Origin of the sequence: Pseudomonas zeae (assembly GCF_014268485.2) — a bacterium.
Taxonomy (GTDB): Bacteria; Pseudomonadota; Gammaproteobacteria; order Pseudomonadales; family Pseudomonadaceae; genus Aquipseudomonas; species Aquipseudomonas neuropathica.
Genome location: NZ_CP077090.1, coordinates 6,492,648 through 6,507,486 on the forward strand (window position 1 = coordinate 6,492,648; position 14,839 = coordinate 6,507,486).

The 14,839-nt window shown below is 59.5% G+C and carries 14 protein-coding genes; 5 read left to right on the forward strand and 9 right to left on the reverse strand.

Annotated features, from left to right (window positions below):
- Positions 1-44: 44 nt before the first annotated feature.
- Positions 45-791 (forward strand): NRDE family protein, encoded by a 747-nt coding sequence (locus HU754_RS28660; RefSeq protein WP_186620069.1) that lies wholly within the window; start codon positions 45-47, stop codon positions 789-791.
- 247 nt (positions 792-1,038) lie between these two features.
- Here HU754_RS28660 and ptsP read toward each other — a convergent pair whose 3' ends face one another.
- Both ptsP and HU754_RS28670 read right to left on the reverse strand, forming a co-directional pair.
- Positions 1,039-3,318 carry a phosphoenolpyruvate--protein phosphotransferase gene (ptsP, locus tag HU754_RS28665; protein WP_093429796.1) on the reverse strand — a complete coding sequence of 760 codons (2,280 nt, stop codon included), beginning with the start codon at positions 3,316-3,318 and terminating at the stop codon, positions 1,039-1,041.
- 22 nt (positions 3,319-3,340) lie between these two features.
- Complete coding sequence (locus tag HU754_RS28670) at positions 3,341-3,820, reverse strand: RNA pyrophosphohydrolase (RefSeq protein ID WP_003229203.1); 480 nt, start codon at positions 3,818-3,820, stop codon at positions 3,341-3,343.
- A gap of 143 nt (positions 3,821-3,963) precedes the next feature.
- Between HU754_RS28670 and HU754_RS28675 the strand changes: the two genes are divergently transcribed.
- Entirely contained in the window at positions 3,964-4,620 is a 657-nt protein-coding gene (locus HU754_RS28675; RefSeq protein WP_116254299.1) for a histidinol-phosphatase, read from the forward strand.
- Between the two features lie 105 nt (positions 4,621-4,725).
- Here the strand turns inward: HU754_RS28675 and HU754_RS28680 are convergent, their stop codons facing one another.
- Both HU754_RS28680 and ilvA read right to left on the reverse strand, forming a co-directional pair.
- Positions 4,726-5,139, reverse strand: a complete 414-nt coding sequence (locus HU754_RS28680) for a DUF2269 family protein (RefSeq protein WP_186620071.1) — start codon at positions 5,137-5,139, stop codon at positions 4,726-4,728.
- 40 nt (positions 5,140-5,179) lie between these two features.
- Positions 5,180-6,694 (reverse strand): threonine ammonia-lyase, biosynthetic, encoded by a 1,515-nt coding sequence (gene ilvA / locus HU754_RS28685; protein ID WP_041072159.1) that lies wholly within the window; start codon positions 6,692-6,694, stop codon positions 5,180-5,182.
- Positions 6,695-6,842: 148 nt separating this feature from the next.
- On the opposite strand from ilvA, the gene rpiA reads away from it, so the two are divergent.
- A complete protein-coding gene (gene rpiA, locus HU754_RS28690) occupies positions 6,843-7,517 on the forward strand; it encodes a ribose-5-phosphate isomerase RpiA (RefSeq protein ID WP_007913886.1) in 675 nt (224 codons plus the stop codon).
- Positions 7,518-7,665: 148 nt separating this feature from the next.
- Here the strand turns inward: rpiA and HU754_RS28695 are convergent, their stop codons facing one another.
- The 4 genes from HU754_RS28695 to HU754_RS28710 form a co-directional block, all read right to left on the reverse strand.
- Positions 7,666-8,583, reverse strand: a complete 918-nt coding sequence (locus HU754_RS28695) for an SdiA-regulated domain-containing protein (protein WP_186620073.1) — start codon at positions 8,581-8,583, stop codon at positions 7,666-7,668.
- A 115-nt stretch (positions 8,584-8,698) separates the two neighbouring features.
- A complete protein-coding gene (locus tag HU754_RS28700) occupies positions 8,699-9,622 on the reverse strand; it encodes an SdiA-regulated domain-containing protein (RefSeq protein ID WP_093429792.1) in 924 nt (307 codons plus the stop codon).
- 258 nt (positions 9,623-9,880) lie between these two features.
- The gene (locus tag HU754_RS28705) at positions 9,881-10,546 is read right to left on the reverse strand and encodes a fumarylacetoacetate hydrolase family protein (protein WP_093429791.1); all 666 of its coding nucleotides are present in this window, start codon (positions 10,544-10,546) and stop codon (positions 9,881-9,883) included.
- A 41-nt stretch (positions 10,547-10,587) separates the two neighbouring features.
- The gene (locus HU754_RS28710; protein WP_026000500.1) at positions 10,588-11,982 is read right to left on the reverse strand and encodes a D-2-hydroxyglutarate dehydrogenase; all 1,395 of its coding nucleotides are present in this window, start codon (positions 11,980-11,982) and stop codon (positions 10,588-10,590) included.
- Positions 11,983-12,188: 206 nt separating this feature from the next.
- Between HU754_RS28710 and serA the strand changes: the two genes are divergently transcribed.
- A complete protein-coding gene (serA, locus tag HU754_RS28715) occupies positions 12,189-13,418 on the forward strand; it encodes a phosphoglycerate dehydrogenase (protein WP_008085296.1) in 1,230 nt (409 codons plus the stop codon).
- A gap of 62 nt (positions 13,419-13,480) precedes the next feature.
- Here the strand turns inward: serA and HU754_RS28720 are convergent, their stop codons facing one another.
- Entirely contained in the window at positions 13,481-13,906 is a 426-nt protein-coding gene (locus HU754_RS28720) for a DUF4399 domain-containing protein (protein ID WP_186620075.1), read from the reverse strand.
- A 135-nt stretch (positions 13,907-14,041) separates the two neighbouring features.
- Here HU754_RS28720 and HU754_RS28725 point away from each other — a divergent pair, with 135 nt between their 5' ends.
- The gene (locus tag HU754_RS28725; protein ID WP_093429789.1) at positions 14,042-14,605 is read left to right on the forward strand and encodes a transporter substrate-binding domain-containing protein; all 564 of its coding nucleotides are present in this window, start codon (positions 14,042-14,044) and stop codon (positions 14,603-14,605) included.
- The last annotated feature ends 234 nt before the right edge of the window (positions 14,606-14,839 follow it).

The window sequence follows — 14,839 nt, forward strand, 5'->3', positions numbered from 1 at the left end:
CGCCGGATGCGTAGAGTGAGCAAAAAACACACAAGGACCACCTTATGTGCCTGATTGTTTTCGCCTGGCGCCCGGGCCATGCCCAGCCGCTGATCGTCGCGGCCAACCGTGACGAGTTCTACGCCCGGCCAAGCCTGCCACTGGCGCCATGGCCAGAGGCGCCGCATGTGCATGCCGGACGTGATCTTGAGGCCGGCGGGAGTTGGCTGGGGATTGGCGCCAACGGGCGCTTTGCCGCGCTGACCAATATCCGCGATCCGCAGCAGGCGCCAGCGCGTAAGTCGCGGGGTGAGTTGGTGGCGCGGTTTCTGACCGGCGATGCGTCGATTGATGATTATTTGAGCGAAGTGGTCGGGCGTGCGGCGGAATATGCCGGGTTTAATCTGCTGCTCGGTAATAGTCATGAGCTGTGGCACTTCAATGCGCGGATGTCGGAGCCAGTAATGCTGGGATTGGGGGTTTACGGATTATCCAATGCCGGGCTGGATACGCCGTGGCCGAAGTTGCTCAAGGCCAAGGCAGCGTTAGGTGCAGTGCTGGATGATCCGACGCCTGCGCGGTTGTTGGGGTTGTTGAGTGATGCGCAGGTTGCGCCGTCGGCTGAGCTGCCGGATACAGGGGTGGGGTTGGCGACTGAGACTTTGTTGTCGAGTGTGTTTATTGCCAGTCAGAGTTATGGGACGCGGGCGAGTACGGCGTTGATCGTTCAGGCGGACGGGACTCGGCGGATGGTGGAGCGGAGTTTTGGGCCGTATGGCGGGCATCTTGGGGAAGTTGAGGTTTGTGTCTAAGAGCTGACCCTCACCCCAGCCCTCTCCCGGAGGGAGAGGGGGCCGACCGAGGTGTCTTGCGCCATACACCGACCTGAAAGACCGAGTCGATTATGGATTCGGCACAGCACTATCAGGTCGGGGCGCTTCGATTATGGATTCAGCACAGCCCTTTCAGGTCGGCGTAAGTCCGCAGCATCCCCGGATCAGTCCCCTCTCCCTCTGGGAGAGGGTTAGGCGGGCGGCGTTCCGATGAGGGGCTTTTGATTCAGAGGGCCTTGACCACCGCCGGCGGATGCATCTTCGACAACCCAAGGTTCTTCAGCGCCAATTGCAGCGAGCTGTGGATAACTTGCGGGTTGTCGATAGTCATCAGCTCCGCCAGCAATTCCTGAGCCTTGCTCAAATTGACCTGACGCAGCATCCACTTCACTTTCGGCAAGTTGGTGGCGTTCATCGACAGGCTGTCGAAGCCCATCGCCATCAACAGCACTGCCGCCGCCGGATCACCGGCCATTTCGCCGCAGATACTCACCGGTTTGCCTTCGGCATGGGCATCGCGCACCACGGTCTGCAGGGCTTGCAGCACCGCCGGATGCAGGTAGTCGTAGAGATCGGCCACACGCGGGTTGTTACGGTCGACCGCCAGCAAATACTGGGTCAAGTCGTTGGAACCGACGGACAGGAAGTCGACCATCCGCGCCAGCTCCTTGGTCTGGTACACCGCTGCCGGGATCTCGATCATCACGCCGATCGGCGGCATCGGCACGTCGGTGCCTTCGTCGCGCACTTCGCCCCAGGCCCGGTGGATCAGGTGCAGGGCTTCTTCGAGTTCGTGGGTGCCGGAGATCATCGGCAGCAGAATCCGCAGGTTGTTCAGGCCTTCGCTGGCCTTGAGCATCGCGCGGGTCTGCACCAGGAAGATTTCCGGGTGGTCGAGGGTGACGCGAATGCCGCGCCAGCCGAGGAACGGGTTGTCTTCCTTGATCGGGAAGTACGACAGCGACTTGTCACCGCCGATGTCGAGGCTGCGCATGGTCACCGGTTGCGGGTGGAACGCGGCGAGCTGCTCGCGGTAGATCGCCAGTTGTTCCTTCTCGCTCGGGAAGCGCTGGTTGATCATGAACGGCACTTCGGTGCGGTACAGGCCGACACCTTCGGCGCCACGCTTCTGCGCCCGCGCCACATCGGCCAGCAGGCCGGTGTTGACCCACAGCGGCATGCGGTGGCCATCGAGGGTCACGCACGGCAGGTCACGCAGGGTGTCGAGGCCCAGCGCCAGTTGTTTCTCTTCTTCGACGACTTCGGCGAACTGCTTGCGCAGCACTTCGCTCGGGTTGGTGTAAACCTCACCGCGTGTGCCGTCGACGATCATTTCGATGCCGTCGACCTTGGCGTACGGCAGGTCGACCAGCCCCATCACCGTCGGAATGCCCATCGCTCGGGCGAGGATCGCGACGTGGGAGTTACCCGAGCCGAGTACCGAGACCAGACCGACCAGTGTGCCTTCCGGAACCTCGCCGAGCATCGCCGGCGTCAGTTCTTCGCTGACCAGAATGGTTTTTTCCGGGTAGACCAGGTTCTGCTGGCGCTCTTCCTGCAAGTAGGCGAGCAGACGGCGACCAAGGTCTTTGACGTCCGAGGCACGCTCACGCAGGTAGGCGTCGTCCATCAATTCGAAACGGTTGACGTGTTCCGTGACCACCTGACGCAGCGCGCCCTGGGCCCACTGGCCGGTCTTGATCACGGTGGTGATTTCGCTGCCCAGCGAGGCATCGTCGAGCATCATCAGGTAGACGTCGAACAGTGCGCGCTCTTCCGGGCGCAGTTGGGTCGCGAGTTTGGCGGACAACGCGCGCATGTCGGCGCGCACGCCTTCGATGGCGGTCTTGAACAGCGCCAGTTCAGCGTCGATGTCGGTGATGGTCTTGTCGGGCACCACGTCGAGATCGGCCGGCGGCAGCATGACCACCGCGGTACCGACCGCCGCACCCGGCGAGCCCGGCACGCCGACGAACTTGGCTTCTTGAATACCCTTGCCCTGACGGCCCAGACCACGGATCGAACCGGTGGCCTCGGCATGGGCGATAACGCCTGCAAGCTGGGCGCTCATGGTCACGAGGAAGGCTTCTTCACCCTCGTCGAACTGGCGGCGTTCTTTTTGCTGGATGACCAACACGCCGACGACGCGGCGGTGGTGAATGATCGGTGCACCGAGGAACGAGGCGTAACGCTCTTCACCGGTTTCGGCGAAGTAGCGGTAGCGCGGGTGATCCGCAGCGTTTTCGAGGTTCAGGGGTTCTTCACGCGTGCCGACCAGACCGACCAGACCTTCGTTGGGTGCCATGCTGACCTTGCCGATCGAGCGCTTGTTCAAGCCCTCGGTGGCCATCAGGACGAAGCGGTTGGTCTCGGGATCAAGCAGGTAGACCGAGCAGACCTGGCTGCCCATGGCCTCTTTGACGCGCAACACAATAATCCCCAACGCCGCCTTGAGATCCTTGGCGGAGTTAACTTCCTGGACGATCTTGCGCAGCGTATTGAGCATGGCTCGGGGTCGAACTCCGTCGTCAGTCGCGCGCTAAAAGGCGCGGGGCAAGCTCTTTGAGGGCGCGGCGATACACCTCGCGCTTGAATGTCACCACCTGGCCCAACGGATACCAATAGCTGACCCAGCGCCAGCCATCGAACTCCGGTTTACCGGTCAAATCCATCCGCACCCGCTGCTCGTTGGAGATCAGGCGCAGGAGAAACCATTTCTGTTTCTGGCCGATGCACAGCGGTTGGCTGTGCGTACGCACCAGACGTTGCGGCAAACGATAGCGCAACCAGCCCCGGGTACAGGCCAGTATTTCAACATCTTCACGTTCCAGGCCAACTTCTTCGTTCAGCTCGCGGTACAAGGCGTCTTCCGGCGTCTCTTCAGGGTTGATTCCCCCTTGCGGAAACTGCCAGGCATCTTGATTGATACGGCGAGCCCATAGCACCTGGCCGGCGTCATTCGTCAGAATGATCCCGACATTGGGGCGGAAACCATCGGGGTCGATCACGGCAACAACCTCGCAAACGCATGTCGCCGCATTGTTCCACAAAGGTTGATAAGGCGGCAACGAGGCTTCCTACCTTATGTGCACTCTTGTGAAAAGACCGTATTCTTGTCGCCTTTTTACTGACTTTTCAGCGGGTAACTGCAATGCGCCTGGCTCTATTCGATTTGGACAACACCCTTCTGGGCGGCGACAGCGATCACGCCTGGGGCGACTATCTGTGTGAACGCGGCTTCCTCGACCCGATTGCGTACAAGGCGCGCAACGACGAGTTCTATCAGGATTACCTGGCCGGCAAACTGGATAACGCCGCGTACCTGAACTTCTGCCTGGAGATCCTCGGTCGCACCGAAATGGCCGTGCTTGAGCAATGGCACAACGATTACATGCGCGATTGCATCGAACCGATCGTGCTGCCGAAGGCACTGGACCTGCTGAAAAAACATCGTGATGCCGGCGACAAACTGGTGATCATCACCGCGACCAACCGCTTCGTGACCGCGCCAATTGCCGTGCGCCTGGGCGTTGAAACCCTGATTGCCACCGAATGCGAGATGGTTGATGGCCGCTACAGTGGGCGCAGCACCGACATTCCGTGCTTTCGCGAAGGCAAGGTCACGCGCCTGAACCGTTGGCTGGAGGAGACCGGGTATTCGCTGGATGACAGCTATTTTTATAGCGATTCGATGAATGACTTGCCGCTGCTGGAGCAGGTGGCGAATCCGGTCGCGGTGGATCCGGATCCGAATCTGCGTGCTGAAGCCGAGAAGCGTGGTTGGCCGGTGATTTCGCTGCGCGGCTGATTATGCCTTCGCGAGCAGGCTCGCTCCCACATTGGATCTGTGTCGCTCACAAATCCCCTGTGGGAGCGAGCCTGCTCGCGAATGGGGTCGACACGGTCCAAAGCCTTAAACAGGCTTGCCCCCCATCAACCCGGCAATGGCAAGAAACCCGACACCGCTGACAATCGCCAGGGCCAGATTGAATTTCCAGTTGCCAACCCCGCTAGTCCACAGCCGATTAAGCCGCACCAACAACCACACTGCACTCAACGTGGCCACGGCATAAATCACGCTGGAACCCAAAATCCACAATTGCCCCAATGGCCAGCCAATCAGGTGTACCAGCCACCAGCCGGTGAAAGGCATGCTCAGCATACCGATCAGCATCAAACACCAGATAAACAGCCAGGGACGCTGCATCGTGCTGGCCGGCCCTTCGCTGCGATTACGCCAGGTCAGGGCGGCAAGCCCCAGCCCGCTCGCGAGTATGACCACGGTCGCCGCGACGTGAAGGACTTTCAGGGTGGTCAGGGTTTCCATGTAATTCTCTTCCTTGGGCCATGCCCATCAGCGTAGCCGCTCAGCCAAGAAACAGCTGATAGGCCGGGTTTTCGCTTTCATCCCAGTACGGGTAACCGATTTCCTCAAGCGCCGCCGGCACCAGATGACGCTCATCGTGCGGGACTTGCAGACCGGCGACCACGCGACCATCGGCAGCGCCGTGGTTGCGGTAGTGGAACATCGAGATGTTCCAGCGCCCACCGAGCTTGTTGAGGAAATTGAACAGCGCGCCCGGACGCTCCGGGAACTCGAAGCGGAACACCACTTCATCAATCACGTGCGCCGCGTGGCCGCCGACCATGTGGCGGATATGCAGCTTGGCCAGTTCGTTATCGGTCAGGTCGAGTACCGGGAAACCCTGCTCGGTCAGGCTCGCCAGCAATGCACTGCGCGGATCGTTTTCCGGATGGGTCTGCACGCCAACGAAAATGTGCGCTTCGCTGCCGGTGTTGTAGCGGTAGTTGAATTCGGTGATCTGGCGCTTGCCGATCGCTTCGCAGAACGCCTTGAAGCTGCCGGCCTTCTCGGGGATGGTCACGGCGATTATCGCTTCGCGGCCTTCACCCAGTTCGGCGCGTTCGGCGACGTGGCGCAGGCGATCGAAGTTGACGTTGGCGCCGGAGTCGATGGCCACGAAGGTCTGGCCGCTGACGCCACGCAACTCGACGTATTTCTTGATCCCGGCCACGCCCAATGCGCCGGCAGGTTCGGTGATCGAGCGGGTATCGTCGTAGATATCCTTGATAGCCGCACAGATCTCATCAGTGCTGACGGTGATCACTTCATCGACGTAGTCTTTGCAGATGTCGAAGGTGTGCTGGCCAATCTGCGCCACCGCCACGCCGTCGGCAAAGATGCCCACGGTCGGCAGCACCACACGCTCACCGGCGGCCATCGCCGCTTGCAGGCAGTTGGAGTCGTCCGGCTCGACACCGATGACTTTGATGTCCGGGCGCAGGTATTTCACGTAGGCAGCGATGCCGGCGATCAGGCCGCCGCCGCCGACCGGAACGAAAATCGCGTCCAGTGGCTGCGGGTGCTGGCGCAGAATTTCCATCGCCACAGTGCCCTGCCCGGCAATGGTGTGCGGATCATCGTACGGGTGAATGTAGACGTAGCCTTTTTCATCGACCAGTTTCAGCGAATAAGCCAGCGCTTCCGGGAACGAGTCACCGTGCAGCACTACTTTGCCGCCACGCGAGCGCACGCCTTCGACTTTGATCTCGGGGGTGGTCTTGGGCATGACGATGGTGGCTTTGACGCCCAGCACTTTCGCCGCCAGGGCCAGACCTTGCGCATGGTTGCCCGCCGACGCGGTGACCACGCCACGGGCGCGCTCTTCGTCAGTCAGCTGGGTGAGTTTGTTGTAGGCGCCGCGAATCTTGAACGAGAACACCGGCTGCAAGTCTTCACGCTTGAGCCAGATGTCATTGCCCAGCCGCTCGGAGAGCTGGCGAGCGTTCTGCAACGGGGTTTCTACGGCAACGTCATAAACGCGCGAGGTGAGGATCTTTTTGACGTACTGTTCGAGCATCGGAAAGCATCACTGAGCGGGTTGGGCAGGGCCAAGGAGTCTAACCCGGCTTTTGCCCGGACGACCACACGAATCCAGAGGTTTTAGCCTCGCTTGCGGCTATAATGCCGGCCTTTCCGTTCTCACCTTGCCCGCTTCCGGAGCCCGCATGACCCAGGATCAACTCAAACAGGCAGTGGCTCAGGCCGCCGTCGACTTCATCCTTCCGAAACTCGACGACAAGAGCATCGTCGGGGTCGGCACCGGCTCCACCGCCAACTGCTTCATCGACGCCCTGGCCCAGCACAAGGGCGCCTTCGATGGCGCGGTGGCCAGTTCCGAAGCTACCGCCGCGCGCCTCAAGGGCCACGGGATTCCGGTGTATGAGCTGAACACCGTCAGCGACCTGGAGTTCTACGTCGACGGCGCCGATGAAAGCGACGCGCACCTGAACCTGATCAAGGGCGGCGGCGCAGCGCTGACCCGCGAGAAGATCGTTGCCGCCGTGGCCAAGACCTTCATCTGCATCGCCGACGCCAGCAAACTGGTGCCGGTGCTGGGCGAGTTCCCGCTGCCGGTCGAAGTGATCCCGATGGCCCGCAGCCACGTCGCGCGTCAATTGGTGAAACTGGGCGGCGACCCGGTGTACCGCGAAGGCGTTTTGACCGATAACGGCAACATCATTCTGGATGTGTTCAACCTGCAGATCACCAACCCGGTGGAGCTGGAAGCGCAGATCAATGCGATCGTCGGCGTGGTCACCAACGGCTTGTTCGCGGCGCGTCCCGCGGACTTGCTGTTGCTGGGCACCAGTGAAGGTGTGAAAACCCTGAAGGCTGAGTAAGCCCAGTCACCCACACATTTGTGGGCAAACGAAATCCCCCTGTAGGAGTGAGCCTGCTCGCGATAGCGGTCTGTCAGTTGATATTGTTGTCGACTGACAGACCGCTATCGCGAGCAGGCTCACTCCTACAATGGTTTTGGGGTGTTGGTTAGGGCTGTGCAGGCTTTTTGAAGACGTAAAACAGGTTCGGCTCGCTCACCAGATACAACGTCCCGTCATCATCCATCGCAATGCCTTCCGCCTGCGGCACGGTTTTCTTCAAACCCTGCCGGCCGCCACTGATGGACATAGTGCTCAACGGCCGTCCGCCGACATCCAGCTCCAGAATCAACCGCGACTCATCCGACAGCGCCAGCAAATGCCCGCTGCGCTCGTCGTATTGCAAACTCGACAGATCGCGCACAAACATCCCAGCGTCACGCTTGGGGTCGTTGATCACATGCACCGCGTAGGACTTTTCCGGATTGAAGTGCGGAAAACCGTGCACTTCGTAGATGAGCATCGGATTACGCTCTTTCGCGACAAACAGACGCTTGCCCACCGAGTCATACGCCAGGCCTTCAAAACCTTTGTTGCTGGCCATATGCACGCCGAGGGTCATCTGCTCGGCGTCCGCCGCGTCGAGGAATGTGGTGCTTGCCTCCAAGTGAATCTTGATCAGTCGCTGCTGACGCTCATCAGTGATCACGTAGGTGTCGGCGCTGATGTACTCGACGGCTTCGGGATCGCCAAAACCAATCAGGGCAATGCGCCGCAGGATCTTGCCTTCAAGCGACAGTTCGACCAGCTCGGAATTCTTGTTGGTCACGGTGAACAGGCTTTTGCGCACCGGATCGAAGGTCAGCGCCGAAACATCGTCGTCCAGCCCGTCAATCACCCGCGCCTCAATCTCCACGCGATACTGATCCAGCCCAATCGACTCGCTACTCTGCGGTTGCCACAGGGTGTGCAAGTTAAACCAGGCGCGCTCGAACAGGCGCATGTATTGACCGATCGCAATCAACGCGATCAGGGCAATCACCGACAGGAAGATAATCAGAGGCTTGGGGCGGGCAAGTCGACGCATGTGGATGGCTCGGGATCAAAACAGGCGGATGAAATATCACGCCCGTCTGAACTGAAGCTTAATGGCCACTTGCCTCAAACCACAAGCCAACCCCTGTAGGAGCTGCCGAAGACTGCTATTTCTGTTTTTCGAAGCGATAGAACAGGTTGGGCTCGCTGACCATGTACAGCGTACCTGCCTCGTCCATGGTCACGCCTTCGGCGCGGGGAATGGTGTTTTTCAGGCCATTGAAGCCGCCAAGCAGGGTCATGAAGCTGACCTGTTCGCCCTTCTCGTCCAGTTCCAGCAGCAGATGCGAGTCGGCGGACAGCACCAGTGTGTGCTGAGTGCGCGGGTCAATCGCCAAGGCCGAGAGGTTGCGAATATCCAGTTCATCACTGGCAAGTTTCTGCTTGTCGCCCTTGAGGGTCTGGCTGCCGTCGCTCTTCCAGGTGAACAGCGCCGGTGGCCGCTCCTCACCGAGCAGCAATTGCTGGTTGTGGGAATCCCAGGTAATGGCTTCGAAGGCTTTGTTCTGGTCTTTCGACGGGCCGAGGTCGTATTTCGGGAAGTCGGCGATATTCAGCTCGCGAGTATCGGCATCGACTTTGACGATCGACAGCATGTGCTGGCGCTCGTCGACGATGGCCATCAAGCCGTTTTCCATCATCGTCAGGCCTTCCGGATTACTCCAGCCCACCAGCGGCATTTTGCGCAGTACATCGCCCTGTAACGTCAGTTCAGCGAGAAACGGGTTCTTGCCCATCACCGAGAACAGCGTTTTGGTCTGCGGGTTGTAAGCCAGATCCGAAGCCTCGTCCTTCTCCATACCCTTCAGCGGTTTGGCATCGATGACCACCCGATAGTCCGGCAGCCAGATGCTTTCCTTCTGCTCGGCCTGGCTTTCAAAGCGCTCCTGCAGCCAAAGCACACCGCGATCATCCCAATGCATGGCAAACGCCAAGGCATATGCCGCGGCAAGCACCAGCAACAGCCAGACATACCAGCGCAGGGCGAAACGTGAACGGCGGGTGGGTTTGAGCTGAGTTTGAGATGACATCGAGGGACGCGTTCCGAAAATTCAGGCTATGGGTAATAGCACAAAGAGGCCGGCTCAGACGCCAGAATGAGAGGAATTATCCGTACAGGATGTGAAAAAAACGGCAAATGGCGGGATTGCCCTGCGCCATTGTGGGAGAGATCACAAAACCCTGTAGGAGTGAGCCTGCTCGCGATGGCGTCAGGTCAGTCGAAACAATCGTTGACTGACAGACCGCTATCGCGAGCAGGCTCACTCCTACAAGGGGACCGCGTTAAATCAGCGCACGCTGCTGTTGAAGCTGCTCGCGCCGACCAGTTCGAGGACGATGTCATCGCCAACGTTCAGCGGGCCAACGCCCACTGGCGTGCCGGTGAGGATCACGTCACCGGCCTGCAGCGAGAAGCAGCCGGCCATGTGCTGGATCATCGGCACGATCGGGTTGAGCATCGCGCTGCTGTTGCCGTCCTGGCGCACTTCGCCGTTGATGGTCAGGCGAATGCCGATGTCGGTCAGGTCAGCGAAGGTGCTGCCAACCACGAACGGGGCGATCACCGCTGCGCCGTCAAACGACTTGGCGATTTCCCACGGCAGGCCCTTGGCTTTCAGCTCGGCCTGCTTGTCGCGCAGGGTCAGATCCAGTGCCGGGGCAAAACCAGAGATGGCATCGAGCACTTCTTCACGGCTCGGTTTGGTCGACAACGGCTTGCCGATCAACACGGCGATTTCCGCTTCGTAGTGCACCGAACCGCGCTCGGTCGGAATGCTGAAACCGCCTTCCAGCGGCACCACGCAACTGCCCGGTTTGATGAACAGCAACGGCTCGGTAGGCACCGGATTGTCCAGTTCCTTGGCGTGTTCGGCGTAATTGCGGCCAATGCACACGACTTTCCCGATCGGGAAGTGAATGCGCGTGCCGTCGACGTACTGGTGCTGATAGCTCATTTACCGACTCCTGCCTTCATTGATTCATCAAAGATTGCCGATCAAACCGCAAAAATCTTGCCCGGGTTCATGATGCCGTTCGGGTCGAACACCGCTTTCACCGCTTTCATGTACTCGATCTCAACCGGCGAGCGGCTGTAGGTCAAGTAATCGCGTTTGGTCATGCCCACGCCGTGCTCGGCGGAGATCGAACCGTTGTACTTCTCGACGGTTTCGAACACCCACTTGTTGACGGTCGCGCATTTGGCGAAGAACTCGTCCTTGCTCAGGTTATCCGGCTTGAGAATGTTCAAGTGCAGGTTGCCGTCGCCGATGTGGCCGAACCAGACGATCTCGAAGTCCGGATAATGTTCGCCGACGATCGCGTCGATTTCCTTCAGGAACGCCGGCACTTTCGACACGGTGACCGAGATGTCGTTCTTGTACGGCGTCCAGTGCGAGATGGTTTCGGAGATGTACTCGCGCAGCTTCCACAGGTTCTGCAGCTGGGTTTCACTCTGGCTCATCACGCCGTCGAGCACCCAGCCCTGTTCGACGCAGTGCTCGAAGGTTTCCAGTGCGCTGTTGGCCACTTCTTCAGTAGTCGCTTCAAACTCCAGCAACGCATAGAACGGGCAGTCGGTTTCGAATGGCGCCGGTACGTCGCCACGGCCCATGACCTTGGCCAGAGCCTTATCGGAGAAGAATTCGAACGCGGTCAGGTCGAGCTTGCCCTGGAAGGCGTGCAGCACCGGCATGATCGAGTCGAAATCGGCGGTGCCGAGAACCATCGCGGTGAGGTTTTTCGGCGCACGATCGAGGCGCATGGTCGCTTCGACGACGAAACCGAGCGTGCCTTCAGCGCCAATGAACAGCTGACGCAGGTCGTAACCGGTGGCGTTCTTGATCAGGTCTTTGTTCAGTTCCAGCACATCACCCTTGCCGGTGACGACTTTCATGCCGGCCACCCAGTTGCGGGTCATGCCGTAGCGAATCACCTTGATTCCGCCGGCATTGGTGCCGATATTGCCGCCAATCTGACTGGAACCTGCCGAGGCGAAGTCGACCGGGTAGTACAAGCCTTTTTCTTCGGCAACGTTCTGCAAATGCTCGGTGACCACGCCCGGCTGACACACGGCAGTGCGGTCGGTGAGGTTAACGTCGAGAATCTGATTCATGTAGTCGAAGGAGACGACCACTTCGCCGTTGGCCGCCACCGCAGCGGCGGAAAGCCCGGTGCGCCCGCCCGACGGCACCAGCGCAATCTTGTGGGTGTTGGCCCAACGCACCACGGCCTGCACCTGCTCGATGGTCTTGGGAAACACGATGGCGCTTGGCGCCGGGGCGAAGTGCTTGGTCCAATCCTTGCCGTACGCATTCAGGGAGTCGGCGTCGGTCAGGACCTTGCCAGGCTCGACCAGGGTCTTCAGTTCATCAATCAGGGCAGGATTGGTCATCGACAGAACTCTCGAACAATTCATGGTCATCCTGAGAACGCTTCACGTCGCAGGAATGAGTGTTTAGCGGGGAGGCTATGCTAGCATACCGACCCCGCAGGCCAGTGCCCAAGGCCAGTTCTGCGGTAACGGCTTTCCTGCCGTTTGGGTCAGCTCCAGGCTGCTCCCCTCCCTGCCATTTTTCTCCGGGATACAGGTTTACGCAGATGAGCAAGACTTCTCTCGATAAGAGCAAGATCAAGTTCCTTCTTCTCGAAGGCGTCCACCAATCGGCTGTCGACGTCCTCAAGGCGGCGGGCTACACCAGCATCGAATACCTGACAGGTTCCTTGCCGGAAGCCCAGCTCAAGGAAAAGATCGCTGACGCTCACTTCATCGGCATTCGTTCGCGCACCCAACTGACCGAAGAGATCTTCGATCACGCGAAGAAGCTGGTCGCGGTCGGCTGTTTCTGCATCGGCACCAACCAGGTTGACCTGAGTGCTGCCCGCGAGCGCGGTATCGCCGTGTTCAACGCGCCGTACTCCAACACTCGCTCCGTCGCCGAGCTGGTGCTGGCCGAAGCGATCCTGCTGCTGCGCGGCATCCCTGAGAAAAACGCTTCCTGCCACCGTGGCGGCTGGATCAAATCCGCAGCCAACTCCTTCGAGATCCGTGGCAAGAAACTCGGCATCGTCGGCTACGGCTCGATCGGTACGCAGTTGTCGGTTCTGGCTGAAGGTCTGGGCATGCAGGTGTACTTCTATGACACCGTGACCAAGCTGCCACTGGGCAACGCGACTCAAATCGGTAGCCTGACCGAACTGCTGGGCATGTCCGACATCGTCACCCTGCACGTTCCGGAAACCGCTGCGACCCAGTGGATGATCGGCGAGAAGGAAATCCGCGCCATCAAGAAGGGCGGCATCCTGATCAACGCCGCGCGCGGCACCGTGGTCGAACTGGACGCCCTGGCGGACGCGATCAAGGACAAGCACCTGATCGGCGCGGCCATCGACGTATTCCCGGTGGAGCCTCGTTCCAACGACGAAGAGTTCGAAAGCCCGCTGCGTGGCCTCGACAACGTGATCCTGACCCCGCACATCGGTGGCTCGACCGCAGAAGCACAAGCCAACATCGGTCTGGAAGTGGCAGAAAAACTGGTCAAGTACAGCGACAACGGTACCTCCGTTTCGTCGGTGAACTTCCCGGAAGTGGCCCTGCCGGCTCACCCTGGCAAGCACCGCCTGCTGCACATCCACGAGAACATCCCGGGTGTGATGAGCGAGATCAACAAGGTCTTCGCCGAAAACGGCATCAACATCTCCGGTCAGTTCCTGCAGACCAACGAGAAAGTCGGTTACGTGGTAATCGACGTCGACGCCGAGTACTCAGACTTGGCGCAAGAGAAGCTGCAGCACATCAACGGCACTATCCGTAGCCGCGTGTTGTTCTGATCAAGCGTTGAGAGACAAAAAAAGGGAGCCTTCGGGCTCCCTTTTTCATGCACGCCGAAACGTTATTCGACGTTGACGGTGATTTTCTTCGAGACGATGGGTGGATCGAACGGCATGTGGCCGCTGTCGCCCAGTTCCAGCTGCAAGGTGTGCTTGCCCGGAGCCAGTTTGATGGTCGCTTCCGTCTGCGCCTTGCCGAAATGCATGTGGTTGGCATCATTGGGAATTGGCTGACCGGCCGCTGGCAGCTTGTCGACGTCGATCAACAAGTGATGGTGACCGGTGTTCTTGGTGAGGTCACCAGCCGGTGCCAGCGCGACGTCCTTGGTGCCGAACTTGACCTTGAACTCTTGGGCAACCTTCGCCCCGTCTTCGGGAGAAACGATGAACACTTCGGCACCCTTGGGGGCCGGTGTCGCCGCACTGGCCAGCACCGAAACACCCATCAGCACACCCGCCAGCGCTGCACGTGACATAAAGCTTTTCATTTTCTTCTCCAGTTTTTCCGTAAAATCCGCAGGGTCATGACAACTTCATGACCATTCGTTGTCGAAGGCACTCGACAACCATAGCAAAGCGAGCCTCACTCAGAGCGTCGCGATAATGATTTCAAAGGAGTGACCATGCGCTTTCTGCCTGGCCTGATCTGCCTGCTACCCCTTCTGAGCCCTTTGGCTCACGCCGAACTGATTGATGACGTCAATGACCGTGGCGAGCTGCGCATTGCCCTTGAGGCTAATACACCGCCCTTCAATTTCAAGGATGGCGACACACTCACGGGGTTCGAGGTCGAGCTTGGGCAACTGCTGGCCAACGAGCTGGATGTGCGCGCCGACTTCATCGTCACTGACGAAGCCGACCTGCTCCAGGGCGTTGAAAGCGGCAAGTACGACGTTGCGCTCAACCACATAGCACTGACACCGGAGCTCAAGGATCGTTTCGACTTCAGCGAGCCTTACGGCAAGGTCGATTCGCAGTTGCTGGCGAAAAAGGATGAGCAGCCACGGCCGATGGTGCTGGTGCAGGCGCTGACGGAAGAGAAGCCGAAAGCAGCAGCGCCGGTGGATTTGGCGATTCCGTTCCAGAAGGGTAATCCGGCGTTTCAGGCCAGCCTTGCGAGTGCGATGGAGCGGATCAAGGCGGATGGACGTTTGGCAGCGCTGACTGAGAAGTGGTTGAAGCCTTAAAAGCCCCTCACCCTAGCCCTCTCCCGGAGAGAGAGGGGACTGATTGGGGGATGCTTTAGAGATACGCCGACTTGGGATGGCTATACCGAATCCGAAATCGACTGACCATGGCTTCGTCGACGCCATAATCGATCGGTCATGCCTGTGTCGAATCCATAGTCGATCAGTCATGGCTGTTTCGAATCCATAGTCGATAAGGTCTTTCAGGTCGATGGACAGCGCCGGACACCTCGG

What these genes read in the sequence shown, in the direction of transcription:
- HU754_RS28660 (WP_186620069.1), top strand. Translation starts at nt 45, where the DNA reads ATGTGCCTGATTGTTTTCGCCTGGCGCCCGGGCCATGCCCAGCCGCTG.
- ptsP (WP_093429796.1), bottom strand. Translation starts at nt 3,318, where the DNA reads ATGCTCAATACGCTGCGCAAGATCGTCCAGGAAGTTAACTCCGCCAAG.
- HU754_RS28675 (WP_116254299.1), top strand. Translation starts at nt 3,964, where the DNA reads ATGCGCCTGGCTCTATTCGATTTGGACAACACCCTTCTGGGCGGCGAC.
- HU754_RS28680 (WP_186620071.1), bottom strand. Translation starts at nt 5,139, where the DNA reads ATGGAAACCCTGACCACCCTGAAAGTCCTTCACGTCGCGGCGACCGTG.
- ilvA (WP_041072159.1), bottom strand. Translation starts at nt 6,694, where the DNA reads ATGCTCGAACAGTACGTCAAAAAGATCCTCACCTCGCGCGTTTATGAC.
- rpiA (WP_007913886.1), top strand. Translation starts at nt 6,843, where the DNA reads ATGACCCAGGATCAACTCAAACAGGCAGTGGCTCAGGCCGCCGTCGAC.
- HU754_RS28695 (WP_186620073.1), bottom strand. Translation starts at nt 8,583, where the DNA reads ATGCGTCGACTTGCCCGCCCCAAGCCTCTGATTATCTTCCTGTCGGTG.
- HU754_RS28700 (WP_093429792.1), bottom strand. Translation starts at nt 9,622, where the DNA reads ATGTCATCTCAAACTCAGCTCAAACCCACCCGCCGTTCACGTTTCGCC.
- HU754_RS28705 (WP_093429791.1), bottom strand. Translation starts at nt 10,546, where the DNA reads ATGAGCTATCAGCACCAGTACGTCGACGGCACGCGCATTCACTTCCCG.
- HU754_RS28710 (WP_026000500.1), bottom strand. Translation starts at nt 11,982, where the DNA reads ATGACCAATCCTGCCCTGATTGATGAACTGAAGACCCTGGTCGAGCCT.
- serA (WP_008085296.1), top strand. Translation starts at nt 12,189, where the DNA reads ATGAGCAAGACTTCTCTCGATAAGAGCAAGATCAAGTTCCTTCTTCTC.
- HU754_RS28720 (WP_186620075.1), bottom strand. Translation starts at nt 13,906, where the DNA reads ATGAAAAGCTTTATGTCACGTGCAGCGCTGGCGGGTGTGCTGATGGGT.
- HU754_RS28725 (WP_093429789.1), top strand. Translation starts at nt 14,042, where the DNA reads ATGCGCTTTCTGCCTGGCCTGATCTGCCTGCTACCCCTTCTGAGCCCT.